Origin of the sequence: Sporolactobacillus sp. KGMB 08714 (assembly GCF_036598985.1) — a bacterium.
GTDB lineage: Bacteria > Bacillota > Bacilli > Bacillales > Sporolactobacillaceae > Sporolactobacillus.
Genome location: NZ_JAUUBW010000009.1, coordinates 38,920 through 65,125, shown reverse-complemented (window position 1 = coordinate 65,125; position 26,206 = coordinate 38,920). Strand labels below are relative to the sequence as shown.

Below are 26,206 nucleotides of genomic sequence, written 5' to 3'. Positions count from 1 at the left end.
ACCTCCCAAAAGCTATTTTGCAAAAGTTTGTTTATATTGAAAAACAATATTGTCAACATTAAAGCCATAATGTTTAGTAATTGATGGCCCATTGCCGCTAGCACCAAATCTATCGATGCCAATAGTCACACCTTTTCTTCCAACGTAGCGCTCCCAGCCTAATGTTGAGCCCATTTCAATTGACATACGATTACCAACTACATCTGGTAATACTTTCTGTTGATAATCCTTGGGTTGCTTTTCAAACAATTCAAATGACGGCATTGAAACAACCGAAACATCAATTCCATCATTTTTTAACGCTTTCTGAGCTGACAAAGCTAAACTTACCTCCGAACCAGTCGCAATTAAAATACCATCTGGAACTGATTTTTCACTAGCAGATAAAACATATGCTCCATGGCTTACCCCTTTAGCAGCCAATTTATCTGTCCTTGGTAAAATAGGTAAACCTTGCCGTGTAAGTACTAAAACCGTAGGGGTACTATCTGCTTCTAAAGCAATCTGCCAAGCTGCAATAACTTCATTAGCATCTGCCGGTCGAATAACATTAACATTCGGCATTACACGCAAGCTCATCAAATGCTCAATTGGCTCATGTGTAGGGCCATCTTCACCAACGGCAATTGAATCATGCGTGAAAACATAGGTAACTGGTAAATGCTGCAACGCCGATAATCTTAAAGCGCCACGTAAATAATCTGAGAAAACAAAGAAGGTACTGCCATAAACTTTCATTCCACCATGCAAGGCGATTCCATTAATGGCTGCCGCTTGGCCAAACTCACGAACACCAAACCAAATATTACGTTCTCGCGGGCTATTCGGTTCGAAAGCTTTACTGTCTGCTGCATTTGTTTTATTAGAAGAGAATAGATCGGCCGAACCGCCCCAAAAATTAGGATTATGCTCAGAAATTGCTGAAATTATTTTATGACCAGTAACTCTACTCGCCTCCGCAGATGTACCTACATGATAATTGGAAACATCTTTTACCCAGTTAAAATTTACTTTACCAGCAAGATTATCTTGAAATTGTTCTGCTAATTCAGGATAACTTTGACGATAACGAGCAAATAATTCCCCCCATTTTTCGTACTGTTGTTCACCATCATCAATCATAAATTCGCAGAAACGATCATAAACACTTTGAGGAACTTCAAATGGTGCATATTCCCAGCCATATGTTTTTCTAGCAGCTGCAACTTTTTTTGCACCTAAGGATGCTCCATGAACCTTATTTGTCCCTTGATCAGGCGAACCATATCCAATAATAGTCTTTACCTCTATAATAGTTGGCTGTTCTTCGTTATTTTCAGCCTTAGTTAAAGCTTGATCAATCTTTTCTAAATTGTTGCCATCATCTACTCGTAAATATTGCCAACCATAACCCTCAAAACGTTTTTTAGCATCATCATCGAAAACCATGTTAGTCGGCCCATCAAGCGAGATATCATTTGAGTCGTACAAAACAATCAGTTTGCCTAATTTTAGATGCCCAGCCAAGCTAGCAGCTTCATGCGAAATACCCTCCATTAAATCACCATCACTAGTTAGGGTATAAGTATGATGATCAACTATTTTTTTATTAGGACGATTATAAATTGCTGCTAAATGTTTTTCGGACATAGCCATTCCAACCGCCATGCCTAAGCCCTGACCTAATGGGCCTGTGGTGGCTTCAACGCCATCTGTGTGACCAAATTCCAGATGACCTGGAGTCAAACTATTTTCTTGACGAAATTGTTTTAAATCTTCAATTGTTACTTTGTAACCAGATAAATGCAATAAACTATAGAGCATAGCAGAACCATGACCGGCCGAGAGAACAAAGCGATCGCGATCAGCCCACTTTGTCTTTTTTGGATATGTTTTCAAATGACGGGTCCACAAAACATATGCCATAGGTGCAGCCCCCATTGGCAACCCTGGATGACCAGAATTTGCTTTTTCAATTGCATCAATACTTAACATACGAATCGCATGAACACATAATTCATCTTGCTTATTAAACATTTTTAATTAAATCCTTCCTTAAAGAATTTATTTTTACCACATAAAAGGATTTCGCTAATTATATTAATCTCAAATTGAGAAAATCCAGCTTTTTATTTTTTGGGGGTAGATTCCAATGATTTAACCCTATTCGCCTTTTTTCCACAAGAATTGCTAGTAAAAATGATTCTAGTTGCATAGATTGCTGGTGACTAGTGGCTAGCCACATACAAGCCATCGTCGAATTGGTAGCCAGTCGATTCTTCGTATTCCTTCACCATTTGGTTCCAGGAATCTTCAATGCTATCGGTCAGACCAAACAGACCACTGCGACCTATGATGTAGATGTCTGGGTTGGCATCAGACATCAGTTTCCAATGCTTCAGGTTGGTGGAACCGTCAATTTCGATCTCATACTTGTAGCCATATTTTTCACGCAGCCTGCGCAGTTCGGTGATCTTATCCAGACAAACTTTCAAGAACCGTTGACCGGCAAAGCCTGGGTCGACCGTCATGATTGTCACCTTGTCGAGCCGATCGATGTATGGCAGCAAAGCGTCAACTGGCGTTTCAGGATTCAGTACGATACCGGCCTTCAAACCGGCGTCGTGGATTTGGTCTATCAGGCGGAAGGCCATCCCATTGATCACTTCGGCAGGAATGCAGATTGTTTCGCATCTGATGTCGATCAGCTGTTGGACCCAGAATAGCGCATCTGTGACCATCAGATGGGCGGACATCGGCACGTCAGAGATCTTGCGCACTTGTTCGATGAACCATGGCGACAACGTGATGTTTGGTACGAAGTGGCCGTCCATGATGTCGATGTGGTAGAAGTTTACCTTGTCATTCAGAAAAGTAATTTGTTTTTTAAACTTATCGAGATCCATCGTCATTAATGATGGCGATAATTGAATCTGCCGTGACATTTTTACAATCAATCCTTTCTAAAATTACATAATTTGAAGATCGTCCAGATCGATGTCTTCTTCTTCAGAAGCATCGCTTTTTGACTCGCCTGCACCGGCTGGAATGTTCTTCTTAATCAAGGCATAAACAATACCAGTAACTACGACATTCGCTAAGATAGCTAACAGGCCGACCCACCAGTTCTTACCCATGGTTGGCAGCATCAGAAAGCCACCGAATGGTACGGTCGCACCTTCACCGTGAGTCATCGTCATCAGAATGGCACCTTCGCACATCCCACCGAGACCAGCGGCAAAGATTCCACGAACGATATCGTTCATGACAATCGGAATGGAACCTTCAACAATGTTGACTACCCCCATTGGGACAGTGGATTTCAGAGTTTCAGTTTCTTCGTGCGTGTAAATGTTCTTGCGCAGCATTTTGGCAATCAAGAAAGCAAGCCCGAAACCAATTGGTGTAGCAGTGTTCGTCAGTTGCAAAGCAGTAACCGGACCATTAATCCCCTGGGCCTGCAGAGTTAAGGCAAAGGCAAAAACAGTCTTGTTGATTGGGCCGCCAAAGTCGACGATACTCAGGATACCCAGGACAGCACCAAAGACTAAGTTAGAAGTACCGTTCATGCTTTTCAGTAAGGCAGTCAGCAAGCTTGTGAACCAGGAGACCGGCGTCCCGATGATGTAAACCATGATCAGCCCACTGACCAGAGATGCCAAGAATGGCACAATCAGTGTTGGCATCAGGCCTTTTGCCCAGCTTGGAACTTTAACGTACTTCAAAATGGCAAAGGCTAACCAACCGGCGATGTAACCACCGATGATTCCACCGATGAACCCGGCACTGATGGAGTTGGCAGCTAACCCGATAACGAAACCCGGGGCAATCCCAGGCTTACCTGCGATGGAGAAAGCAATCCCAGTCGCAATGATCACTGGCAGCAGCGCGAGGGTATGACCGCCAAGCGTTGCCAGAGCCTGGAAGAAGTTGAACTTTCCAATTACTAATGCGTCTTGGCTCTTACCACCAAAGGCCATCCCAATGGCGATAATGAACCCGGCACCACAGACAATAGGAATTAAGTATGAAATGGCCGTTAACAGATGACCCTTAAAATTAGCCTTTTTCCAGAAATCTTTCATTTTATTACCTCCTCGTCTTATCACTCAAAGATTTACTTCCTAGCAAGTTCATGGAGCTTGGCAACCAGCTTGTGTGGTGATTTGATCGCCGTTTCGGTGGAAACCTTAACTACCTTCTTGCCCTTGAAGCGGTCTTCACCGGATATCTTTACGTCAACGGCCAGAATCACGATATCGGCATCCTTGATTTCCTCCGGTGTCAGTTTGTTCTCAACCCCAATAGTCCCTTGGGTTTCGATTTTAACGTCGTCGTCGGCCTTCTTGGCAGCGTCTTCAATTTTTTGCTGCGCTAAATATGTGTGCGCAATCCCAACCGTACATGCAGATACACCAACAATTTTCATGATCAATTCCTCCCAGAATTTTTTTAATCAGCAAACGCATTAATTACGTCATCAACCGTTTGCGCCTTCAGCAAGGCATCGATGACTTCATCCCTGCCCAGCTTGCGGGCGAACATGGACAACATCCGTAAGTGCTCCTTGGCTCCCTCGCTGTCATCACCAACATCGAAGAGGACAACAACCTTCGCACCGGTGTCATCGAGTGATTCCCATTCGACTTCGTGATCCAAGATAGCAATGGCTACCCCGTTCTTTTTCACGGTGTCACTCTTACCATGCGGAATGGCGACGTAATTACCAATCCCGGTGGCGCCTTCCTTCTCCCGTTCATAAACAGCCTTGACGAATTCATCAACGGAGCCAATGTAGCCTTGTTCATAAAACTTTTGGGCCAGATCCTTGATGACATCGTCCTTTGTATTCATTTTTAACTTAGTGATGATCGTGTTCCGGTCCAGAACACTTTCTAAAGATGTTGCACCCATGATTAATCTTCCTCTGTCTGTATTAATTTTTGAACTTCCGCCTGATTGCCGCCACTCAGTGCTTTTATTGCTTGGTCGTTCGCGATTCGAATGTAGAAATCCTTAAGTGCCGCTAAATCGGAGATGACACAATTTTCTGGAATCAAAGTAAAAATGTAGCGATCGACCTGTGCGCCCACTTGCCAGTCGGTCAAGGTATCCGTCAGTTTGACAAACAATAAGACAGCTTGCTTGATGGCACTACTTTTTACATGAGGGATCGCCAGGTTTGGGGCAATCAGCGTGTTACCAAGGCTTTCGCGCTGATTGATTGCGGCGATGGCCGCGGTTTGACCAACAATCAAATCTTGCCCCGCCAAATAAGCAATTACATTTTTGATTAAAGTTGGCTTATCCGGTATAGCAAATGTCGGTTCCCATAAGATTAATTGTTTCATTGGGCCATCATTCCCTTCCAGATGTGATCAACTTCTTGTTTCAAGCGCTCCTGATCTTCCATCGTAAACATAGCATTGACGACTAAGGTTGGTACCTGAATATCATTCGGCAGGCTGATTGTCGAAACGACTAAGTCGACTTCCGGATGCTTATTAATTTCGTTGCCTAGGGCCCGGCTGGCTACTAATTCTACAATATTAAGTTCAGAGAAACGTTTTTCAATCTTGACACGCAGCAGTTGTGCCGTCCCGAAACCAGTCGTGCAAACGATCATGATGTTAATCGGCGGCCGCATATTTTCGGCCGCTTGGGCAAAGTAAACAGTGATAAAGCCAACTTCCTCGTCGTCGATCGGATTCAGTTGGTACCGTTTGGCCAGTTGCACCGTCGCTGTTTTTACGACCTCAAACAAGTGCGGATACTCCAGATTGATTTGCTCCAGCAGGTTGTTTTTCACCTTGATATTGTTTTCCAGCCGGTTCAGCAACGGCTTCATATGCTTGGATAGGCTGGTAAACAAATCTTGGCTGTTAATATGGTGGTATTGTGGATCTTCAGTTACCCTGTCGATCAAGAAGTCTGTAATCGTCCACACTCGCTCTGAAATTTCATTCAAGTTGGCCCGATCATTATTAACTCGCGAAGAAGTCAAATACTGATAGAGATAATAGACTTCAATTTCCGGCAACTTAGTGTTCAAATAGGTATTCAAATTGTCGATCACCTTTTTGCAGATCTCCACCGCTTCAGGATGATGCCGCAGCTTCACCATTTCACCAGTCTTTAAATAAAATTCCTTGTCAATCAAGGAACCAACACTATGATACCGTTCAATCAAAATATACAAGTGGGAGAACAAATTCACGTTGTATGGATAAGGAATTTCTGAATGCATCTGTTTTTCAATTAAGTTTAATTGGCAAGTCACAAAGGAGGCATCCTGTTGCTGTACATATTGGTTCGACTGTAAGAAGTGGCTAATGCTGATGACGTCATCAGTGACGAGCAAGTCGTTAATAGCCTTGCGAATATCCGTTTCAATTCCTTCAATCCAGATATAATCATTGCGCCGTTTGAGTTCCAAGTGGTACTTGCTCAACATCTGCCGCAGGATCTTCAAATCGGAAGAAATCACGGAATCACTAATGTAGAACTTGCCAAAGATGTTGTTTAACTGATGCTTCTGGGGCGACGTAATCAGTAGCCGTTTGATGACCGCGTTGCGTCGTTCGACCGAAGTTAGCTGACTGATGTTGACGAATTCGTTCACTTGACCGCTTTGATCAAGGTAATTTTGATAATTTAAGCGATATCCCCTTCCCTTCTTTGATTCGATAATTGGGCTATCCACGGATTGATTGTTAATCCGTTTTACGGTCCGCAAAATAGTCTTGGTAGAAACGTCCAACACGGCAGACAATTCGGGGCCCGGAACAAACCCGCGATGGTTTAAAAGATAATTAATTAATGATTGTTTATATCCAGTAGTCAGTGCCATGCCCCTCTCTACACTTGATATTCTATCAAAAAAATTTGGTAGCGCTTACGCATGTCTGTCCCTTGACAAAGGACACCAGTTCGTAACGTTGTGTAACATTTGTCGAATCTTGTTGAACAGATCATGACCCTTGGCATAATTAGGAGTCAGTTGTACATTCTCCGATGGAGTGAGCATGTCTCTAAGTATATCCAAACGATTTTTTAAAGGAAGGTCAGTCACCCAATTCCCGTTGTAGTAAAGAAGATCAAAGACCCTGTAGTAGACCAGCATGTTCTCCATAGTCAAACTTATTCGATCCGTTTTGCGTATACTATTCCGTTTCATAGATTTCATGAAATGAGGGCTGACCTTCCTGATTGAGCGCAATGGCCTCTCCGTCCAGAATAAATGATGATTGGGCTTGTACAAATTTTCTACTCGTTACAATATCTGGAAAAGAAGCTGCTCTTTCATTTTTTTCTTTGATTGAGCAGGCGTGCATCCTTTCGCGTTGTTGTACCATTCCTTTGATAAATCGATTCTTTTACAATAATTATCCGCTAGGATTAGGGCATCCGGAGTTTTGAATTCCGTCACAATTTTCGCCATATAAAAAAGGATCGGATCCAATTCTGTCGAATTATAGTTTTGTAGTTCTTTTTTATCAGCTGAATCGTTTCAAGGAGGTGGTTGTTCTTTTCTTCGATTTTCTTTCGTTTCCCTCTTGTTTGGCCCTCTTTTCCCATTTTTATCGTTCCACTCGTATTTCATTTTTCTTGTTTTTATCTGTTCACTTCCGCTTTTTCACCCACTTTTTGACCCCACTTCAAAGGAGTTCTTCACATGTTTAAAACCTTCCGTAAACTCGTTTTCAGAACGTGCCTTTACTCTGATTGAAATAAACAGAGGTATTTACCCATGCTTTATGTAAACTTATAGCTTACTAAAAAAACGATAAAAGCACCTATTCTTTACAAAGGTACTTTATCGCTTAATTAAGGTCTATTAATTAATTCAAATTTTACCGGTAGGCCCCGATAGGTCACCTTTGCCTTTGGCCCACAGTTCCTACTGCCAAGCGTGCAACGGACTTTCACCATCTAGCTGTCCTCCATGCCGGGCGCTCTCAGAATAAAAAGCATGCGAAAGTGAACTTCCGCATGCTTTTTAAATCATTAAACAGTTCGCTGCGTCAGATCGGCCTTCAGCGTCGCTCCTTTGGAATCAATAACCCTGCGGTACCAATCAAAGCTTTTCTTTTTGCGGCGGACAAGAGTGCCACTCCCCGCATTGCCGCGATCGACATGGATAAAACCATAACGCTTTTCCATCTCTCCGGAACCGGCACTGACAAGATCAATAGGCGCCCATGAGGTGTAACCGATCAGCTCAACGCCGTCCTTGATTGCTTCAGCAGCCTGAATGAGGTGATCGTTCAAATAGCTGATGCGGTAATCATCATGAATGGTTCCGTCCGGTTCAACCTGGTCTTTGGCTCCCAACCCATTCTCGACGATAAACAGCGGTTTCTGGTAGCGATCATAAAGAACATTGAGCGCGTAGCGCAGCCCTTTCGGATCAACCGGCCACCCCCACGCCGATTTTTGCACATACGGATTATCAACTGAATCAAACATACCGCTCGCCACATGGCCCGGATGGTCAGCCGATACGACGAAGCTCTTATAGTAGCTGAACGCAATGTAGTCAACCGGATAGTCGCGTAGAATGTGTTTATCTTCTTCCGTCCGCTCCAGCTGAACTCTGTTTTCTTCAAAAAAACGCTGCATATAAGCAGGATAGCGGCCGCGCACGTGTACATCGCCATAGAATAATGCCGTGCGGTTCTGCTGAAGCGCAGCAAGCTGATCGTCAGGACTGGACGTTGCCGGATAATATGGCGAAAAAGCAAGCATACAGCCCATTTTTGCTCCTGGAACAAGTTCATGCAGCTTTTTTGTAGCAAGCGCACTCGCCACCAATTCATAATGCGAAGCCTGATAGATAGTCTGCAGTGGATTTGTTTCATCGTCAAGAACGATGGCGCCGGCTATGAACGGATTATCAAGAATACAGTTGATTTCGTTAAAACTCATCCAATATTTGACGCGTGTCCCGTAGCGTTTAAAAATTGTCTCTGCAAATCTCAAATAGAAATCAATAAGTTTCCGATTTTTCCAGCCGCCGTATGTCTTAACAAGAGCAAGCGGAGTCTCGTAGTGTGAAATCGTCAGTACAGGCTCAATGTTATGTGCCTCCAATTCATCCAGAACGCGATCATAATAAGCAAGCCCGGCTTCGTTTGGCTCTGCGTCATCGCCATTTGGGAAAATACGCGTCCAGGCAATGGACAGCCGCAGCGCACTGAAATGCATCTCCGCAAACATCTTGATGTCTTCCTTGTAATGTGAATAAAAGTCGATTGCCTGATGTGACGGATAGTACAGGTCACTTCTAGGCTCCAAATATTGCTTAGGATGTGCCAGCATATTCTCTCTTTTCGGTCCCGCCGGCTCAACATCAACGATTGACAGTCCTTTACCGTCTCTATCAAATGCCCCTTCATACTGGTTGCCTGCCAGCGCTCCGCCGAAGAGGAACCCATCTGGAAACAATTCTTGATTTTTCATATCTTCATCCCCCTTCAGAATAACGGATCTGGGAACGTCCACAGGAGCCGCTATCCAGTTGCCGATCACCCATTGACTCAATCTTTCTCATCATAGAAAAAATCACTTAATCAAAGTTTCGGCAAAATGGAGTACACTCTTTCCATCCATCATCCCGTAGTCTTTCATACTAATAACCGCCAATGGGATCCCCGCCCGATCAGTCTTTTTTTTGATTTCGTTCTGCATATAAGCGACCTGGGGACCGAGCAGCAGCACATCCGGATGTTCAGCTTCCAGTGAGTGATCAACACTGGAAGTAGCGATTGCAAAAATTTTGTAGTCCTTGCCTTCACTCTCTGCCGTCTGCTTCATCTTGCTGACCAACATTGAAGTTGACATGCCTGCTGAACAAGCTAGCATAATCGTTTTTCCAGCCATAACAATTTCTCCTTTATTAAAATCATTTTGTTAAAGTCCGCTGCTTTTCATTCAGTCGCAGCTGCCCCCTGCCGGCAATCGCTCCCCGCAGTCATTCCGCTTCACTGACATTGAACAAAAGCAATGTTAGATGATAACGTAATCTGTTGAATAAAAACAATCAACCTCTAAAATAATTATTTTTCATCCCGGGATTGATGAATCATCCGTCGCGATCGTTTCCGTTCCTTTTGCCTGTTCCTGCTTAAAGAGATACTGGTCGTATTTCCTGGCAAATGGAAAGTAAACCGCCGTCGAAATGGCTAACACAACGACCTGCCAAATGGCCATCTTCCAACCGCCGATCAAAAATCCGGATATGACTGCCGGTGTCGTCCATGGCGCCGCTACGCCATTCAAGGGCGGAACGATGCCGAAGAAAATGACTGCGTACGTGGATAGCGCAACAATGACGGGTGTTAAGAAGAACGGAATAGCCAGGAACGGATTCAAAACCAGCGGCAAGCCGAACAGAAACGGTTCATTGATATTAAAAAGTGCCGGCACAAGCTCAACTTTACCAATCGACTTAAATTGTGCCGATCTCGCAGCAACGATTGTAAATACAACCAGCCCGATAGTAACGCCTGAACCGGTCAGATTAATAAAGTTGTTATAGAATTCATTCGTCACAATATGGGCACCGTTCGCCAATGATAAATTTCCGGCCTGATAAAGTGCGGCATTATCAAACGTGTTTGGAATCAGCAGACCACTTGTAATGGCCCCCATGATCAATCCGCCGTGAACCCCGAAGAACCAGAAGAAAGGCACAAGTAAAGCGATAATCAACGCGCCGCCTAACGAATCAGACAGGCCCTGCAGCGGTGTCTGAAGCAACTTATAAATAATTTGCAACAGATCTGAATTCAAGAAATATTTAAGTGCACCAAAGATTAACATTGCCGAAGTCGAAATGACAGCCAGCGGAATCATTGCAGTAAATTGGTTGGACACACTTTCCGGCACTTGCTCAGGCAGTTTGATCCTCCAGCCGGCTTTAATCATTTTGGTATATGACCAGCCGACTAAAATACTGATGATAATTGCGGCAATCATGCCCTGCCCGCCCATCCAGGACATATTAATGGCATTTGTCACCGGCGAGGTAAGAAAGCCCTGCAAGGCATGCGGCAGCTTATCGATGTTTGTCTGAACTTGAGTTCCCGTTAAGACAACTGCGCCATTGGTATTCGTAATACCGCTGCCGCCCTTGCCCAGCGCAGCGACGAGAGGATTGTCAACCTGCAGAAATTGCAGGAGCAGGAAAGTTGAGAAAGACGCAAGTCCTGCCGGCAGAGCCTCCAATCCTTCATTTTTGACATAGACATAGGCAATACCGATAGACGCCCAAATGGCGATCAACCCAAAAGTCGTACTATAGGCCTGATTAAAGATAGCAGACCAGCCAGAGGCTTTCAGTGCATCAGCCACAGCGGGAATTGGGATATTGGACAAAATTAGGAAGACTGACCCGACAATAATGAATGGCAGAGCGTATACCATGCCATCCTTTAATGCCGTCATTGACTTGGTATTGATGAATTTCATAATCGGTGGCAGGACGTGTTGATTAACAAACTCACTGAAATTTGTCTTTTTACTCATGACACTCGATCCCCCAAATAAGTTAGTGCAAACGCAAAATAAAAAACCAAAACACATGAAAACAACCATCGCTTGAAAATCTACCCAACTTGATGTGCAATAGATGTGCTCTGAAACCAAATTCGCCTTTTCATTACCTCCTCATTGAAAGCCTTTTCATTCTTTAACATCCTAACTATAAGCTTTTTAGGAACAATGGTCAACTCTTTTATATAATAAAATATATACCTTTAAAAAATAAATATATACAATTTTTCCGATATGGATTACATTACGATCCCATTCCAGAGTGCATTGTTTGTATGTTATGGCTATAGATATGCAAGAGTCGTCTGTAAAAAATACAGTTCTTTTAATAAAATGTATTTATCTTTTCCACGGATACGATATAATAAACTCACCGGCAAAATCAAGAGGAGGGGGACAACTTGACGCTTCTAACACCGGATTTCTTCTGGGGTAATTCTACCTCAAGCATACAAACAGAAGGTGCCGCCCACGAAGGGGGCAAAGGGCCTTCACTCTACGACTTGAAGCATGAAACAGCGAACAGCGCGGATTGGAACACTGCAATTGACGAGTATCATCGTTATGCTGAGGACATTTCATTGATGAAAGACCTCGGTATGAATTTCTACCGCTTTCAAGTTTCATGGAGCAGAGTTCAGCCACGCGGTGAAGGGGATTTCAACGAAGAGGGAATTGCCTTCTATCACCGCTTAGTCGATGAACTCCTCGCGGCCGGTATTCAGCCGATGATCTGCCTCTATCACTTTGATCTGCCATTGCTCCTGGCTGAGAAATACAATGGTTTCGTCAATCGCAAAGTCGTCGATGCCTTTTATATCTTCGCCCGGCGTATGATTGACGAATTTGCCGGTCAGGTGGCCTATTGGATTACTTTCAATGAGCAGAACCTCTACAGCCTCCCGGCGGCCTTTAAACAAAGCGGCTATCTGACCGGCGATCAAACGCCCTATGAGCTGTACCAAATTCAGCATCATATTGCTCTTGCTCATGCAAAGGTGGCTAACTACATCCATACACAGTATCCCGAGCTGCAAATTGGCGGCATGTTGGCCTACCAGGAATTTTATCCTGCTACGCCCAATCCGCAGGATATTGAAGCTGTCCGCCGCTTTCAGGAATTTGTCGATTTTAATCTGCTGCGTCTGTTTACGGAAGGCCGTTACTCTGATGAAGTCATTGCCTACATGAAACATCATCAACTGTATGATATTTTAAAAGAAGCGGAATTGGCGGAGATCTCGCTGACAAGAAGCGATTTCATAAGTTTTAGTTATTACGCAACCGCGACAATGGATAGTTGCCTGATTCCAATCGATGCCATGCCCAACAACTACTCAGCATTGGGGCAGAAGAAGAATCCCTATTTGCGTGCGAATGAATGGGGCTGGCAAATCGATCCTCAGGGTTTTTATAAGGTATTGATGGATCTATCCAACAGAACGCATTTGCCTGTCTTTCCTATTGAAAACGGCATTGGAGTCCGTGAAAAATGGGATGGAGTCAATCTTATCGAAGACAACTATCGCATCGACTATCATCGGGAGCATATCAGAGCTTTAAAGCAAGCGGTTTCCGACGGGGCAAATGTAATCGGCTATCTGGGCTGGGGGCTGATCGACATACCAAGTTCACAGGGCGATGTTGAAAAACGTTACGGCGTTGTGTTTGTCAACCGGAATAATCATGAATTGCTGGATTTAAAACGCGTGCCTAAACGTAGTTACCGATGGCTTAAGCAAGTGATTGCCAGCAATGCCGAACTAATCTGAACATCGGCAATTTCTCATCAAAAAAGTATTATTTTTTCAACATCTCTGTTGAAGCCGGCTGTCATTTTTAATCTTTAATCAACGATTCATGCGGATCAGGTAACCGCCCGTTGCAGCTTTCCCACGGCTATTCTGCCTGCATCCGACCGCTCGAGACTGAATATAAACATCCTGACAAGACCGCAGTGTTTATTCAAACAAAAAACAGGAAAGGAATGTCCGCATTATGGCTGGAGAATTAGAAAATCAACAGGTAATTATGGGATTGATTATTAATGGAGGAAATGCAAAAAGTTCAGCTTTTTCAGCGATACAGGCCGCTAAAAAAGGGGACTTCTTGGAAGCGAATGCAAAGCTGAAAGAAGCTGACGACTTTCTATCTGAAGCACACAATGCTCAAACAGCCATGCTGACTCAAGAGGCTCAGGGCAATCACACGAATGTCACATTATTGATGGTACATGCTCAGGACCATATGATGAATGCCATTACTTTCCGGGATCTTGCAGGCGAATTGGTAGATCTTTACAGATCGCATCAGTAAGCATTCTTATAAAAGTGTTAAATATTATTACCATCCAGCCGGCTCAAATAGGCGTCCACTCATCGCGCCCCATGTTTACCGATAAACGACGGCTGTATCGCAATCTTCCACATGCTGAAGCGGGAGGATTGCTTTTTTTGCAGATGTTTATCTCTTGCGACTACCCCCCTATGGATTCCATTCTGATTTCTATGCAGGGATTTTTCACTCTCCGGTGCCGGATTGTCTTTACAAAAAAGGTGCAGGAAGTCTGTTTGCAGCTTCTGCACCACTTAAAATCCGGTATATTTTAAGACCTTTCCCATTTATATCCGTTGACGACCGCTGCGGGCAGCCAATAAAACGGCCCAGTCCATGAACGACCGTTTCATCTATCGCAGCATACATCAGTAGTACAATCATCTCTTACCCGGCAGCGAGCAGGCTCCATTATCCCGCAATGAGTTGTCCTTACTAACAATCAACAAATAAACAATGGGAGAGTGCATAATTTTTTTTCACATTGATAACAAGGATCGCGCTATCTGCTCTTTATACTTTACCCTTTTAGAAGAAGCATTTTCATTTTTCCCATATGGGAAGCATGGGCCCGCATGCGGCAGGGACTCCCAGCTTAAATGCCACAGCCTAGAACCGCACTTACTGAATGAAGAACAGAAAACAACGGACGATTTAACATCTATTTTAATAATGCAGCCTCTTTCTCCGCCCCTGCCTCATACATTATCTAATGTCCAGCACCGTATAGCTGCGCGTATCATATCGATTGCGCGCTGTTGAGTACTCTATATTTTTACCATTATTCAGCCATACAATCTCTTCGACCTCAAGAATCGGATCGTGTTCGCCTGCCTCTAGATATTTCATATCGAACGGCGTGGCCAATGAGGCATGTATTTTCCGATAAGCGCCGCCAAATTTCAGGTTTAATGAATGATGAAGATAGCTGTAGATCGATCCCTTTAGAATGTTCTCCGTTAGTCCCGGTACTAATTCTACCGGCATATATGTATGTTCAAGGATAAAGGGATCATTTTCAACCCGCCTGAGCCGGATAATGTCATAAACCGGACGGTTAACTGTGAGATCCAGTTTTTTTTGAATATCGGCATTGGGAAAACCAACGTCAAAGGAAATAATATCACTTGTGACGCGATCTTCCCCCAACTGCTTTGTCAACCCGTCAATGGCGCCGGCTGGAGAATCACGCGATATTGTTTGAAGCGGGACAATCCCCAAAACATAGGTACCTAAACCAGATTGCTTATAGATAAACCCTTCTCTTGCCAAACCGTCTAAAGCTTTTTTTACAGTCATCCGGCTCACATGAAATTCTTCTGCCAATGTATTTTGGTCGGGAATCAATGATTTGGCCGGGTACTTTCCTGTAACGATCCTTCTTCTAATCTCGTCTGCAACAAATTGATATCTCGTTTTCTCCATTTTTTCCCAATCTTTCCTTAATTAATTGTCAATGTCAGATTCATTATGTTTAAAAATCCGATGTTTTATGTCAGGCTGGGGATAGGCCACCATAAAACCCAGAGCTTCGACGCTTTAATGATTTTATGATGGTATTTGGTTTTCAACCCAAAACCGGTCATATTTAAAAAATTTTTTTAAACTCATGGTTTTAATCATAATTTGTAAAAAGCTGGACAAAGTGCGAAACGGCCGCGGGAAAAGCGGCCCAAACGAATGTTACTCAAGAAAGTCACGGATGCCCGCGTCAAGCAAACGTTTATTGTGGCGCACAAACGAGAGACAATAAAAATGACATATAACTTTAACTATGTCTTTAAATTAAAGCGGTTAACTGCAAAGATACACATAGTAACAACAAAAAGTATATATCTTTATTTCCAAAAAGTCAATCATTTTCAGGTCACAGTGATCGGCATTTCGCACTTGTAGAGATACTCCTGCTCACGTGCGATCCGGCACCCTTTTGCATGGGTTAAAGATCGAAGGTAAATTTAAATATAGATGTACCTATTTATCAGCTTTATCACCGCATAGACTATACAATGATGAGAGAGAGATCATGGAGATGAGTAAGGACACGATCAAAAAAGGACCGTGGGCAAGAAGCATTAGATCAGTGACCGCATGATCATCGGCCTGGAAGCACTATCACCAGACTTTTAGTTTAAAATTGCGAACCTTTTCTTATCCATAACATGCAGACAATCAACTTGGGAATGAGATTGTATTGTATTATATTTATTAATGTATATACCTATATTATAAAAATATATATTTTATATATAAAAGGAATTGATTATTACTTTGAGAAAGCTTATAGTTAGGATGTTCAGTCGAGACAGTAAAACATGTGATCTCGCTGATCCAATCGGGTCGATTGACAGTGCTATGCGCTAAGAAGTGCAGGCGGCGTTCATCCCCCCCAAAAAATTAATTACTTCTATGGCCGGCACTGCTCGTGGATGAATCGAAAGTTGCAAACAGGCCGAGCTTTGAGCAGCCCGTCGTTTTGGAAATTCTGCAGGATGCACAGGATGCAGCGGTTTATGTCAAAGGAAAAGCATCCATTCCGGACGGCAGGACCGTAATGCGCAAGAGCGCGGCAAAGGGCGGATGTCCTTTAAATAAGTGGCCGTCATTGATATGCTTGAGCGGGATTTAAAAACAATCAGCAGTGTGACCGAGATTTCCCCTTTTACAAATATTGCCGGCGGAAGCGGCGTGCCATGATTTCTGAAAAATCACTGCCAATGAGGTGAAAACAATGACCAGACATAATTGGGCCATTCTCGGTCCTGGAAGAATCGCTGCAGATTTTGCCGAAGCGGTATACGGGGCGGGCGGACACATTTACGCCGCAGGGTCGCGCAGTCTGAACCGGGCAAGGGCTTTCGCGGAAGAACATCATATTGAAAAGGTCTACGGCAGCTATGATGAGATGCTGAAGGACGACAACATCGACATCGTCTATCTCTCAACGCCGCACTCCAACCATTATAAATATCTGATCAAGTGTCTGGAAAGCGGCAAACACGTACTTTGCGAAAAAGCAATCACAATCAACAGCGAGCAGCTGAACCATACTGTCCGGCTGGCAGAAGCCAAGCATCTTATTGTTGCCGAAGCTATGACTATTTACCATATGCCGCTTTACAGGAAACTGAAAGAATGGGTGGCTGCGGGAAAGATCGGTCGGCTGAAGATGATCCAAGTCTCCTTCGGAAGTCTGAAACCCTATGATGCCAAAAGCCGTTTCTTCAATATGGATCTGGCCGGCGGTGCGCTGCTGGATATCGGTACTTATGCTCTATCCTTTGCCCGTTTCTTTCTATCAAGCCAGCCGAGCGAAATTCTAACTGCGGTAAAAACATTTGAAACCGGCGTCGATGAGCAATCCGGTATTATTTTAAAGAATCCGGATGATGAAATGGCCGTCATCACCCTGACCATGCGGGCAAAGCTGCCGAAAACAGGAATCATTGCGGGCGACAAAGCCTATATAACAGTAGATAATTTTCCACGTGCAAGCAGCGCTGCAATCACGTATCCCGACGGAACGACCGAGATTATTGAAGCGGGCGACACGTCAAAAGCCATGGTTTATGAATTTGAAGATATGAATTCGGCGATCCGCGGGGACCGCAGCGAAACTCTGTCCCTGACCATTGACGTCATGTCGATTTTAAGCAATGTCAGAGCGCAGTGGGGGATCCGTTATCCCTTTGAATAACTTTCCACATCCGGAATTAATTAAATCCGGTAGAAAGAGCGTTTCATTTTATTGTGTTATCAAGTTGAGCTATTGAACATGATGCAATTGGTTCATGTCATTACTTTTTTTCTAAAGAAAGCGGCCCTGAAAATGGCGGGATCGGCTGTAAACAAAATTCTCGCCGCCTGCGGAAAGGCCATCTTCCGGACAACCGCAGACAGGTGGACTTTACGATGATTGAAGGCGTTTTGCAGCCGGTAAGTTACTCCCCACTCAGTAAATCCGCTGCCGTTGGATGGATCACATTATCCCTTATCTATACGATAAAGATGTTTATCGCTTAATTAAAAAAATACAGTAATTTCTCTAAACTGTATTTGTGGCTGCTGCACATTAGCGTCGAACAGCGAAGCAAAGATCAAAATATTTATGGACTCTAATTAGGCTTGGAATTATTTTAAGAAATCAGCTACTGTTTGACAAAAAGCTTGGGGTTCACAGTCATGAATCGTATGATTGCTTTTTCCAAAAAATTGATAAGTTGTATTTTTGCTCCTTCCTGCCATTTCAATGATCTGCTCATCAGAAACTACGTATAAAAATTTACCATGTAGTAAAAGTGCAGGGCAATCTGTTGAGAGAAAATTTGCCCACCAATCTCCGTTTAAATGACTTATGAACTGGAAAGATGTTCTTTATCAAACCTAAAGTGCCAGCTATATTAATTCCATCATGATAGCAACCCATTATATTTTCAATAGATTGAAGTGCCGCGTCCACCCTATCTCAAACATTGGCCGAATTCAAGTCCGGCAGCTGGCCGTTGCCGACAAGCATTGTACCTGCGGCGATTACCGTTCTGCCCGGTTTCATGATACAGGCAGATGTGTCTGAACATGCGTCCGGCTGTTTCGATCACGCACAAATTCACACCGAAGAACCAAAGTTCTCCTACTGTCAGGGGATAATCCCGCATTCGTCCTAGTCGAACGTTTCAATGTTTTATCAGCCTTCACACCGTTCTCCGGAAAGAGATCGCCATAGAACATTCTCCATGCTAAAGCGTATTTAATCAATGGCTGTTAACCGTCGATTTAAGATTATGGAATGAGGTCCCGCTTAACGATTAAGGTCAAAGCCGCCCGCAGCCAACCGGCAGGCACACAGCGTTTAGACGGTAGACTAAACTCTAGATTCCTCTAAAATGAATGGCCTCGCTTACCGGCACTCTTATACTGACCGGACGATTATACGGATGATCCGCATCCTCATAGCCCATCATAATGCCAACAATCACACGCTGATGATCAGGAATTTTCAGTATTTCCCGCAAAATATGCGGGTAAGAAACAGAACTGGCCGCTGGTGTTGAACCCAATCCGTAGTACGTCGCAGCCAACATCAGATGCCCGGCATAAATGCCTGCGTCCAGCGTAGACCACTCAGTAAGTTCACGTTCAAGACACAAAAAAACAGCAACCGGTGCGTTAAAAAAAGAGAAATTATTTCTCCAGTTTTTCTCGCGTGCCTGGCGATCATCGCGGATAATTCCGCTATCGGCAAAAACTTTGGCAATGGACTCGCTCATTCTATTCTGCAGATTATCCGGCCATTTCTTTGGTTTTGGCATATCGCGATCATCAGTTTCCTCTTTATGATCATAGGCTGCCAAATAAGCTTTGCGCAGCCGCTCAAGACTCTCACCCGCCGCTACATAAACTTCCCATGGCTGGGAATTCCCCCAGGAAGGAGCTCTTTGGGCTTTGCTTAGAATGTTCAGAAGGACGTCCTTAGGAACCTGCTGATCCGTATATTTCCGAACAGTCTTGCGTTGATCAAACAAATTGTTCATTGAAAAATCACCCCATTTATATCAAGTTTAAGATCCTGTATCCTTTATTTTATATTTCATCTGCTGCGTAGACCAGCAATGACACTTAATGGGATTATTCCCACAAATAGGCGAGCGACAAAGCAGCAGCTAAAACCGTGCGGAATTTTGATCCTGGAACCATTTGTACATTTTGTGAACCGCCAACGCTCGAAAGAGAAATGTCTCGTTATAAAAATGATTCCTCAGAATATATAAAAGACCCCAGGGGGCCTAAAAAGAAGAGTTATGAGAAGCAAAGTGTAATTTTACAATATATTCTTTTTTTAAAAATTCCATTATGTTTGTACACTACTTTATTTATGCTGTGATTAAACCAACGATCCTTGGGCAGTTTAGTAATAGTAATCGCTTATCAGTCACTTTGAATGGATTAAGAGTTCCAGTTTCTGACTTAAGAAACCCGTTGAATCTCTTGGCCGGTAAGGGCTTCTCCTATTTTTCAGCTATTGGCCCTGATTAAGTAGGTTTTTTCTTAAAGATTCCTGTTATTCATTGAAAAAATGATCTGGGAAATAATAATGTTTCTTACTCCGCCTCATGCAAGGTAAGCGTCAAATAATGGACACCTTCTCATATTCCTAGCGTCATGCGATAATGCCTCTATTAATTCATCAGGAGGATGGTCCATGACACGAGCGGAATTTCGAGAACTCTGGAAGAATAAAATGAGCGATTTCGAGGCAAGTGGATGATCAGGGAGTCAATGGTGCGCCAATCAGAAAATTCCATTAAGTTCCGATATTGGCGGCACAAGTTACGTCCAACAAGAGTGCCGCATCCTCAAGCAGGCCATCTTGGATGGCCGTTGATCTGGCCGGACAAGAGAAAGCCGATGTGCTTTCATCTACCTAGGCTCGGCAAAAATCGAACTTCATGCTGGATTCGATCCGGACCTGTTCGCTGATGCGGTTCGTGTGCTTCGGAGCTTATGATTCGGGAATCAACGATCGAAAATGTCTACCTGGCCAAGGGGAACACCGATCTGCGCAAATCGATTGACGGATTATCCGTCCTGGTTCAGGAAAGTTTTCACCTCGATCCGTTTTCACCCTGCCTGTTTGTCTTCTGTAATCGCAAACGGGACAAGCTGAAAATTCTTCACTGGGAAACCAACGGATTCTGGCTTTACTATAAACGTCTGGAAAAGGGGACTTTCCAGTGGCCGAAGGCCAATAACGATGCCCCGTCTCTGAAAATTAGCCGGCGCCAATTGAATTGGCTGCTGGACGGACTGTCCCTCGAACAACGCGAGGCCCACCGGCCGTTAAGGCAGCACGCACACTGATCTGATTTTTGGTCAAACCGCAGACAGGGAACGCACTTTCCATTATAATGAAAGAATGAAAAACGGAGCGGAAGCACCTTCATCCACAATTGAAGCCCTTCAAAAAGAACGCGATGCGTTGAAAAAACAAAACGCCGAACTGACACTGAAGCTGAAAGGGTTCGAAAAACAATTCCGTCTCAGCCAAAAACGCCAGTTTGGCGCTTCAAGTGAAAAGACGCATCCGGATCCGGAGCAGCTCACCCTGCAACTGTTCAACGAGGCAGAGAGTGAATCGAATCCACAAGCCCCCGAGCCTACGGTTGAAACCATCACCTATAAGCGGGAGAAGACCATAGTTTTTTTCATTCTTACTGAAATCCATCAGACACCAGTAATAGACAACATAGTCTGCTTAAAAAGAATATGGAAAAGTATTGAACCATTTTTTATGTATTAAAAAAGATGATCTAATACTTCTTAATTTTTTGATATCTATTTTATTTGATGTTAATTAATTCAGCCTTTTTGAGATGTTGCTTCATTATAAGCTTTGTACGCCTCTTCAGCTGTTCCGGATCTGTGAACAAGGACGTTTAATCCGGCAACCATTCCGACTGGGCTCTCATTTTGAGTAATATTTCTCCCAACCGCTACTCCTTTAGCGCCTACTTTCATGCAATGTTCGACAAATTTATAATAGGTAAGCGTATCCGTTTTAGGACCGCCCAACGCAATAACCGGACGACTGGCATCTTCAACAATTTGTTTATCGCCGTCTCCTCCGGAAAATCTTGTTTTAATAATATCTGCACCGAGCTCTGCACTGATACGGGCAGCTGTAGCAATATATTTTGGATCATTCGATTCTTTTGTAGTGATAGGATACCCATAAGGTAATGTTTCTACTATCAAGGGAAGATCCCATTTTTCCGATTCCTTAGCTAGGCGGGCGACCATTTTGTGGCCCTCTTTTTCCTTGTCTGTACCTGGAAAAGTCATGCATACGACTCCTTCGGCACCTAACCGGATGGCATCTTCGATACTAAAAAACTGATAAGTTTCCGGTACAGTTGGATCATAGACATTAATCGAATCGTCGACACGGAGGATAATCGGAATTTGGCTCAGGACTTTTTCATAGGTTTTTGCTTGTCCGTATGTTACTAAAGCAGCATCAAGTCCGTTTTTAACCAACTCGTTCAAATGTTCTACGGTATAGTCAACGCCTTCAGTATTCATTGAGAAACCGAATCCGTCCAAAGCTGCGATAACCGCTTTTCCTTCTTTTCCGAAAATCTGATTTAAACGTCTCTGTTTACTCATTTTGATAGTCCTCCTTAATCATTTTCCTTTTTTAATGGGATAAATAGATTTAATATTATTCTTCTTTGCCATTTCAAATATATCTTCTGGAAGCTGTCGGTCAGAAATAATTACATCAATCATTTCCATTGATAAACTTAGATGAAAGAAGTTTTTCGAAAATTTGTCACTGTCCACTAACAGTACTGTCTGATCAGCATGTTGAGAAAGCGTCCTTTTTAACAAGGATTCTTCATCGGTTGCATCAAAGGCACCATTAATCGACAATCCTCGGCATGACATAAACACAATATCAGCATGAAAATTGGATATATACTGACGGACCGTACCACCTGAAACATTTTTCAGAGTTCGATTGACTTTTCCGCCTGGGTAAAACAGCTCAGCATTAGTATTGCTGCACAAATAATTCAACGATGCTAATCCATTTGTAAGAACTTTAATATCATGGTAATTTTCCATCTTACGAACCATAAAATATACGGTACTGCTGGAGTCCAGGAAAATAGTTTGATCACCTTTAATATATTTAATTGCCTGGGAAGCTATCTTTTCTTTTTTTTCTACTGATTGTTGAAAACTGAAAGGGTATGGAGGTTCGTCTGGATTTTTTATTAAAACAATTCCACTCCCCCATTTGCGAACCAGTTTATTATCAATCAGATACTTGAAATCACGCCTGACTGTTGAGATACTGACGAATAATTCCTTTGCTGCTAGTCTTGTAGAAAGATAATTATGTTTTTTTAACAGGGCTAGCAGTCGCTCATAACGTTCATAAGGAATCATTCTTAAACAAGCCTTCCTTCTTCAGTCACTATTTCTGAAATTCAGCTTTCTGCGTGGGGTTGTACGTTGCTTTTTTTCTTAATAGATACAAGAATCATCAACACAAGCAAAACGCTAATCGTTATCATCAACGGTGTAGCTCCTATCCTCCCGATAGTTCCTAAAATTACGGAGAAAGTCAGGAAATCACTATCAGAGAAGGTCGTTGTTGTAAAGCCAACTCCTCCAAAGAGATTAATGAACAGTAGAGGCAGAAACGTCATGATTATGCCTGTAAGAAATGGTCCGATGATTGCCCCTCTCCGGCCACCAGTCGCATTACCAAATATTGCTCCGATTCCTCCGCAGAAGAAATGGAATACAATACCTGGAAGAATTATCACTGTACCCATCATAAATTGAGCCGTCATGCCAAGAAGTCCACCAAGCAGACTCATTAGGAACCCTACAAGCAAAGCATTTGATGTTCCTCTAAACAATATGGCAAACGGATAACCAGGTACAGCATTCGGAACAATCCTGCTGCTAAATCCCTTAAAGGCCGGATTGATTTCATCCAACAAGATATTAACACCTGTAACAAGGATTAAAATACCCGCGGTAAATTGTAAGGCCTGCAGCAACGCCCATACGTATGGATTTACTCCGCCTGATAGTGTAGAAACATATTCAGGTCCGGCAATAATGGTAATCACGTAAAACAATATGGTCATGATAATGCCGACCGATACATTGCTGTCCTGCAAAAATTCCAGTTGTTTAGGAAAGTTAATTTCTTCAATCGAACGTGAATTTTTACCAAATATTTTCCCTATTTGTGCGCAGAACCAGTATCCAAATGTACCAAAATGAGCAAAGCTCATGTCATCCTTGCCCGTAATCAGCTTCATTGTCGGATGAGCGACAGCAGGCATAATGCAAAGAATCATCCCCAACATAAGGGCACCAAATACAATCGACTCTGTTAAATTCATCCCGGAAGCGACCATCACAGCTGTTAGTGCACAGGACATATATAAAGCGTGATCAGTTGAGAGAAAGATATACTTGAATCGCGTTATTCTAGCCAAAAGGATGTTCAGGATCATTCCAAAAACGAAGATCAATGTAGCAATGCTTCCGTATTTACTTAGAACAATGGAGATAGCTGCTTCATTACTTGGAATAACCCCTTGCATACTAAAAGCTTTGCTGAAAACCTTTCCGAAATTTGACAGAGCAGCGACGATAATATTCGTTCCCATTAGCAAGGTTACAAACCCGATCGTCGCCCTTACACTTCCGCGAATAATTTCGGTTATAGGTTTTTTTAAAGCAATCAATCCCATGCAGACAATGAGACCTGCAACAATCGCCGGCTGTCCAAACAAATCTCTTAGCAGTCCCATTACTTATCACCCGCCTGCAACCAATTTGGGTTTTTTTAAAATATTTTTCTGCATTTCATATATTTTCTTATATCTTTCAAAGTTTTCATTGTATTGTTCATGGTAATTTTTATTTGGTTTAAAGACTCTACGGATTTTAATCAGCTTTTTCATGGCGCTTTCATAGCTGTCAAAAGTACCTGCAGCGACGCCTGCTGTAATAATAACCCCCATTGTCCCCGCTTCTATATTTTCTACGGCGTCGATTTCTTTATTTAATATATCAGATTTAATCTGCAGCCATATATCAGATCTTGAACCGCCTCCACTGGCCCGGAGTCGGTCAATGGGTACGCCGTATGCCTCAAGATTTTCTATATTAACTCTGACCTCATAACTAATCCCTTCCAGGATGGCCCGATAAAGTTTCTGCTTATTTGTTCCCAGATCCATCCCCAGAATAGCTCCCTTTGAAAAGGAATCCATGTAGGGCATGGCACTGCCACTGAAATGTGGAAGTATAAGAATATTTGTTGGTTTCTGAGAGCAATAATCATTGAAAATATCATAGACACTGATTCCCAGATATTTTGATACTATGTTTTCTGATTCACCAAGGTTGTCTCGATACCATCTTAAAAGGGTACCGCCGTCATTCACATATGCATACGTCGTGTACAGACCATTCAAATATGAGACAGTAGCATAATTATTGGTTGCCATCTCAACCACTCTATCATTATACTGAAAGATAGGAGAAATATTGTCGACTGAACCCATACCGTCCAGTGCTTCTCCCGGATGCAGAATTCCTGAACCGATCGCACACATTATTTGATCATGAGCTCCTGCAACAATTTGAATATCGGTTGACAGTCCGAGTTCATTGCTTGCAAATTGACTGACATGACCAATGATTGTCCCGGTTTCATGAATTTCCGGAAAGATGTCGGCATCTATTCCGGATGCCTCAATAATTTCTTCATCCCATTTTTTTGAATTTGTATTTAGTGCCATTGTTCTCAATCCTAAGGTAATATCAGTTGCAATCGGCCCTCCCAGTTTGTATAGGATGAAACCCCCGAAAGGAATGATTTTATCTATTTTATCATAAAGTTCCGGTCGATTTTTTTTTATCCACATTAGTTTTGGTAGTGAAAATACCAGAGCAGGCTTTAAACCTGTTTTCTCCATAATCCTTTGAGATGTTAGCTTCTCAATCAGCTCACTAGTTTCACTAGACCCCCTTGTGTCAGTATACAGCATGCTATTTGACAGGACTTTTCCTTTTTTGTCCAACATCACAAAAGATTCACCTAATGATGACGAGCTCACGCTGATAATTTTTTCACCACATTTTCTGGCAGCATTTTTGATAACAATTTTTGCTTTTTCCCACACCTCATCTGGGTCTAACTCAAACCACCCGCTCCTGGGCGAATGGGTTGGATACTCCCTGTAAGCACTTGAGATGTACTCCCCATCGTTATCAGTAATTGTCGCTTTAATTCCTGTTGTTCCGACGTCAATGCCTAACAGAGCCATCTTTCATTTCTCCTCCCTTTACCTTTAAATGAAATTAATTCTCTCCGCCCCCCTTTAAAATAAAAGAATTTGTATCCGCTTACAATTTGAATTATATTAATCAACCTATCGTTTTTCAATAGATTCATGAATTATTGAATTTCAATCATAATAAACCAAATAGGCTTCAATTTTTACTCAAATAATGTCCATGTCACACAGCTGAAAAGTAAAAATATCTTGATGGTGGTACTCTCTTCCCATAGTCAACGCTTTAATGTGATCAGAAGGAAAAGCTGCGATATGCCCGTATCATTATACATACATTCGCTCAAACATACGCACCACCATTTTAAGGCAGGTCCAAAATTCCTTCGAACTTTCTTTATCAGATTTTGAACTAACGACAACAGGTCGGATTCAATCGAGACTTTATTTAACCCTCCGCCAATGATCCACGGCAATCGTTAGAGAATGATTAACCAAAGTTTGCA

Annotated in this window: 22 protein-coding genes; 5 read left to right on the top strand and 17 right to left on the bottom strand. The window is 42.9% G+C overall.

Features of this window, described 5'->3' with window-relative positions; translation table 11 throughout:
• Positions 1-12: 12 nt before the first annotated feature.
• From tkt to Q6A92_RS05045, 11 genes are all read right to left on the bottom strand, one after another.
• Complete coding sequence (tkt, locus tag Q6A92_RS05090) at positions 13-2,016, bottom strand: transketolase (protein WP_332237280.1); 2,004 nt, start codon at positions 2,014-2,016, stop codon at positions 13-15.
• A gap of 191 nt (positions 2,017-2,207) precedes the next feature.
• Positions 2,208-2,924, bottom strand: coding sequence for a D-allulose 6-phosphate 3-epimerase (gene alsE, locus Q6A92_RS05085; RefSeq protein ID WP_332237279.1), 717 nt, complete (start codon positions 2,922-2,924; stop codon positions 2,208-2,210).
• Positions 2,925-2,948: 24 nt separating this feature from the next.
• Entirely contained in the window at positions 2,949-4,064 is a 1,116-nt protein-coding gene (locus tag Q6A92_RS05080) for a PTS fructose transporter subunit IIC (RefSeq protein WP_332237278.1), read from the bottom strand.
• A gap of 32 nt (positions 4,065-4,096) precedes the next feature.
• Positions 4,097-4,408 (bottom strand): PTS fructose transporter subunit IIB, encoded by a 312-nt coding sequence (locus tag Q6A92_RS05075; protein WP_332237277.1) that lies wholly within the window; start codon positions 4,406-4,408, stop codon positions 4,097-4,099.
• A 23-nt stretch (positions 4,409-4,431) separates the two neighbouring features.
• On the bottom strand, positions 4,432-4,893 hold the full coding sequence (locus Q6A92_RS05070; RefSeq protein WP_332237276.1) for a fructose PTS transporter subunit IIA: 462 nt from the start codon (positions 4,891-4,893) through the stop codon (positions 4,432-4,434).
• A 2-nt stretch (positions 4,894-4,895) separates the two neighbouring features.
• The gene (locus Q6A92_RS05065; protein ID WP_332237275.1) at positions 4,896-5,330 is read right to left on the bottom strand and encodes a PTS sugar transporter subunit IIA; all 435 of its coding nucleotides are present in this window, start codon (positions 5,328-5,330) and stop codon (positions 4,896-4,898) included.
• Complete coding sequence (locus Q6A92_RS05060; protein ID WP_332237274.1) at positions 5,327-6,829, bottom strand: BglG family transcription antiterminator; 1,503 nt, start codon at positions 6,827-6,829, stop codon at positions 5,327-5,329. The genes Q6A92_RS05065 and Q6A92_RS05060 overlap by 4 nt, the downstream gene beginning before the upstream one ends.
• A gap of 45 nt (positions 6,830-6,874) precedes the next feature.
• The gene (locus tag Q6A92_RS20235) at positions 6,875-7,156 is read right to left on the bottom strand and encodes an ATP-dependent DNA ligase (RefSeq protein ID WP_443029691.1); all 282 of its coding nucleotides are present in this window, start codon (positions 7,154-7,156) and stop codon (positions 6,875-6,877) included.
• Between the two features lie 830 nt (positions 7,157-7,986).
• Positions 7,987-9,441: a glycoside hydrolase family 1 protein gene (locus Q6A92_RS05055; RefSeq protein WP_332237273.1), complete on the bottom strand. Its 1,455-nt coding sequence runs from the start codon at positions 9,439-9,441 to the stop codon at positions 7,987-7,989.
• Between the two features lie 102 nt (positions 9,442-9,543).
• Positions 9,544-9,861 (bottom strand): PTS sugar transporter subunit IIB, encoded by a 318-nt coding sequence (locus Q6A92_RS05050; RefSeq protein WP_332237272.1) that lies wholly within the window; start codon positions 9,859-9,861, stop codon positions 9,544-9,546.
• 183 nt (positions 9,862-10,044) lie between these two features.
• Positions 10,045-11,508 (bottom strand): PTS sugar transporter subunit IIC, encoded by a 1,464-nt coding sequence (locus tag Q6A92_RS05045; protein WP_332237271.1) that lies wholly within the window; start codon positions 11,506-11,508, stop codon positions 10,045-10,047.
• Positions 11,509-11,936: 428 nt separating this feature from the next.
• Here Q6A92_RS05045 and Q6A92_RS05040 point away from each other — a divergent pair, with 428 nt between their 5' ends.
• Both Q6A92_RS05040 and Q6A92_RS05035 read left to right on the top strand, forming a co-directional pair.
• Entirely contained in the window at positions 11,937-13,307 is a 1,371-nt protein-coding gene (locus tag Q6A92_RS05040; RefSeq protein WP_332237270.1) for a glycoside hydrolase family 1 protein, read from the top strand.
• Positions 13,308-13,533: 226 nt separating this feature from the next.
• Positions 13,534-13,851, top strand: coding sequence for a PTS lactose/cellobiose transporter subunit IIA (locus Q6A92_RS05035; protein WP_332237269.1), 318 nt, complete (start codon positions 13,534-13,536; stop codon positions 13,849-13,851).
• 723 nt (positions 13,852-14,574) lie between these two features.
• Here Q6A92_RS05035 and Q6A92_RS05030 read toward each other — a convergent pair.
• The gene (locus Q6A92_RS05030; RefSeq protein ID WP_332237268.1) at positions 14,575-15,294 is read right to left on the bottom strand and encodes a GntR family transcriptional regulator; all 720 of its coding nucleotides are present in this window, start codon (positions 15,292-15,294) and stop codon (positions 14,575-14,577) included.
• 1,306 nt (positions 15,295-16,600) lie between these two features.
• Here Q6A92_RS05030 and Q6A92_RS05025 point away from each other — a divergent pair.
• The gene (locus Q6A92_RS05025) at positions 16,601-17,566 is read left to right on the top strand and encodes a Gfo/Idh/MocA family protein (protein WP_332237267.1); all 966 of its coding nucleotides are present in this window, start codon (positions 16,601-16,603) and stop codon (positions 17,564-17,566) included.
• Positions 17,567-18,737: 1,171 nt separating this feature from the next.
• Here the strand turns inward: Q6A92_RS05025 and Q6A92_RS05020 are convergent.
• Positions 18,738-19,400: a nitroreductase gene (locus Q6A92_RS05020; RefSeq protein ID WP_332237266.1), complete on the bottom strand. Its 663-nt coding sequence runs from the start codon at positions 19,398-19,400 to the stop codon at positions 18,738-18,740.
• Positions 19,401-20,370: 970 nt separating this feature from the next.
• On the opposite strand from Q6A92_RS05020, the gene tnpB reads away from it, so the two are divergent.
• Entirely contained in the window at positions 20,371-20,727 is a 357-nt protein-coding gene (gene tnpB, locus Q6A92_RS05015) for an IS66 family insertion sequence element accessory protein TnpB (RefSeq protein ID WP_332237265.1), read from the top strand.
• 55 nt (positions 20,728-20,782) lie between these two features.
• Positions 20,783-21,166, top strand: coding sequence for a transposase (locus Q6A92_RS05010; protein WP_332237264.1), 384 nt, complete (start codon positions 20,783-20,785; stop codon positions 21,164-21,166).
• Positions 21,167-21,225: 59 nt separating this feature from the next.
• On the opposite strand, the gene Q6A92_RS05005 is transcribed toward Q6A92_RS05010, so the two are convergent.
• Genes Q6A92_RS05005 through Q6A92_RS04990 form a run of 4 tightly spaced genes read right to left on the bottom strand, consistent with a single transcriptional unit; the run spans position 21,226 to position 25,733 of the window.
• On the bottom strand, positions 21,226-22,032 hold the full coding sequence (locus Q6A92_RS05005) for a class I fructose-bisphosphate aldolase (RefSeq protein ID WP_332237263.1): 807 nt from the start codon (positions 22,030-22,032) through the stop codon (positions 21,226-21,228).
• Between the two features lie 18 nt (positions 22,033-22,050).
• Positions 22,051-22,821, bottom strand: coding sequence for a DeoR/GlpR family DNA-binding transcription regulator (locus Q6A92_RS05000; RefSeq protein ID WP_332237262.1), 771 nt, complete (start codon positions 22,819-22,821; stop codon positions 22,051-22,053).
• 41 nt (positions 22,822-22,862) lie between these two features.
• Positions 22,863-24,209, bottom strand: a complete 1,347-nt coding sequence (locus tag Q6A92_RS04995; protein ID WP_332237261.1) for a PTS ascorbate transporter subunit IIC — start codon at positions 24,207-24,209, stop codon at positions 22,863-22,865.
• Between the two features lie 6 nt (positions 24,210-24,215).
• A complete protein-coding gene (locus tag Q6A92_RS04990) occupies positions 24,216-25,733 on the bottom strand; it encodes an FGGY-family carbohydrate kinase (protein ID WP_332237260.1) in 1,518 nt (505 codons plus the stop codon).
• Between the last annotated feature and the right edge of the window lie 473 nt (positions 25,734-26,206).

Excerpts from the sequence above, each read along its gene's own strand:
- tkt (WP_332237280.1), bottom strand. The coding sequence starts at position 2,016 with ATGTTTAATAAGCAAGATGAATTATGTGTTCATGCGATTCGTATGTTA.
- alsE (WP_332237279.1), bottom strand. The coding sequence starts at position 2,924 with ATGTCACGGCAGATTCAATTATCGCCATCATTAATGACGATGGATCTC.
- Q6A92_RS05080 (WP_332237278.1), bottom strand. The coding sequence starts at position 4,064 with ATGAAAGATTTCTGGAAAAAGGCTAATTTTAAGGGTCATCTGTTAACG.
- Q6A92_RS05075 (WP_332237277.1), bottom strand. The coding sequence starts at position 4,408 with ATGAAAATTGTTGGTGTATCTGCATGTACGGTTGGGATTGCGCACACA.
- Q6A92_RS05070 (WP_332237276.1), bottom strand. The coding sequence starts at position 4,893 with ATGGGTGCAACATCTTTAGAAAGTGTTCTGGACCGGAACACGATCATC.
- Q6A92_RS05065 (WP_332237275.1), bottom strand. The coding sequence starts at position 5,330 with ATGAAACAATTAATCTTATGGGAACCGACATTTGCTATACCGGATAAG.
- Q6A92_RS05060 (WP_332237274.1), bottom strand. The coding sequence starts at position 6,829 with ATGGCACTGACTACTGGATATAAACAATCATTAATTAATTATCTTTTA.
- Q6A92_RS20235 (WP_443029691.1), bottom strand. The coding sequence starts at position 7,156 with ATGAAACGGAATAGTATACGCAAAACGGATCGAATAAGTTTGACTATG.
- Q6A92_RS05055 (WP_332237273.1), bottom strand. The coding sequence starts at position 9,441 with ATGAAAAATCAAGAATTGTTTCCAGATGGGTTCCTCTTCGGCGGAGCG.
- Q6A92_RS05050 (WP_332237272.1), bottom strand. The coding sequence starts at position 9,861 with ATGGCTGGAAAAACGATTATGCTAGCTTGTTCAGCAGGCATGTCAACT.
- Q6A92_RS05045 (WP_332237271.1), bottom strand. The coding sequence starts at position 11,508 with ATGAGTAAAAAGACAAATTTCAGTGAGTTTGTTAATCAACACGTCCTG.
- Q6A92_RS05035 (WP_332237269.1), top strand. The coding sequence starts at position 13,534 with ATGGCTGGAGAATTAGAAAATCAACAGGTAATTATGGGATTGATTATT.
- Q6A92_RS05030 (WP_332237268.1), bottom strand. The coding sequence starts at position 15,294 with ATGGAGAAAACGAGATATCAATTTGTTGCAGACGAGATTAGAAGAAGG.
- Q6A92_RS05025 (WP_332237267.1), top strand. The coding sequence starts at position 16,601 with ATGACCAGACATAATTGGGCCATTCTCGGTCCTGGAAGAATCGCTGCA.
- Q6A92_RS05020 (WP_332237266.1), bottom strand. The coding sequence starts at position 19,400 with ATGAACAATTTGTTTGATCAACGCAAGACTGTTCGGAAATATACGGAT.
- tnpB (WP_332237265.1), top strand. The coding sequence starts at position 20,371 with ATGATTCGGGAATCAACGATCGAAAATGTCTACCTGGCCAAGGGGAAC.
- Q6A92_RS05010 (WP_332237264.1), top strand. The coding sequence starts at position 20,783 with ATGAAAAACGGAGCGGAAGCACCTTCATCCACAATTGAAGCCCTTCAA.
- Q6A92_RS05005 (WP_332237263.1), bottom strand. The coding sequence starts at position 22,032 with ATGAGTAAACAGAGACGTTTAAATCAGATTTTCGGAAAAGAAGGAAAA.
- Q6A92_RS05000 (WP_332237262.1), bottom strand. The coding sequence starts at position 22,821 with ATGATTCCTTATGAACGTTATGAGCGACTGCTAGCCCTGTTAAAAAAA.
- Q6A92_RS04995 (WP_332237261.1), bottom strand. The coding sequence starts at position 24,209 with ATGGGACTGCTAAGAGATTTGTTTGGACAGCCGGCGATTGTTGCAGGT.
- Q6A92_RS04990 (WP_332237260.1), bottom strand. The coding sequence starts at position 25,733 with ATGGCTCTGTTAGGCATTGACGTCGGAACAACAGGAATTAAAGCGACA.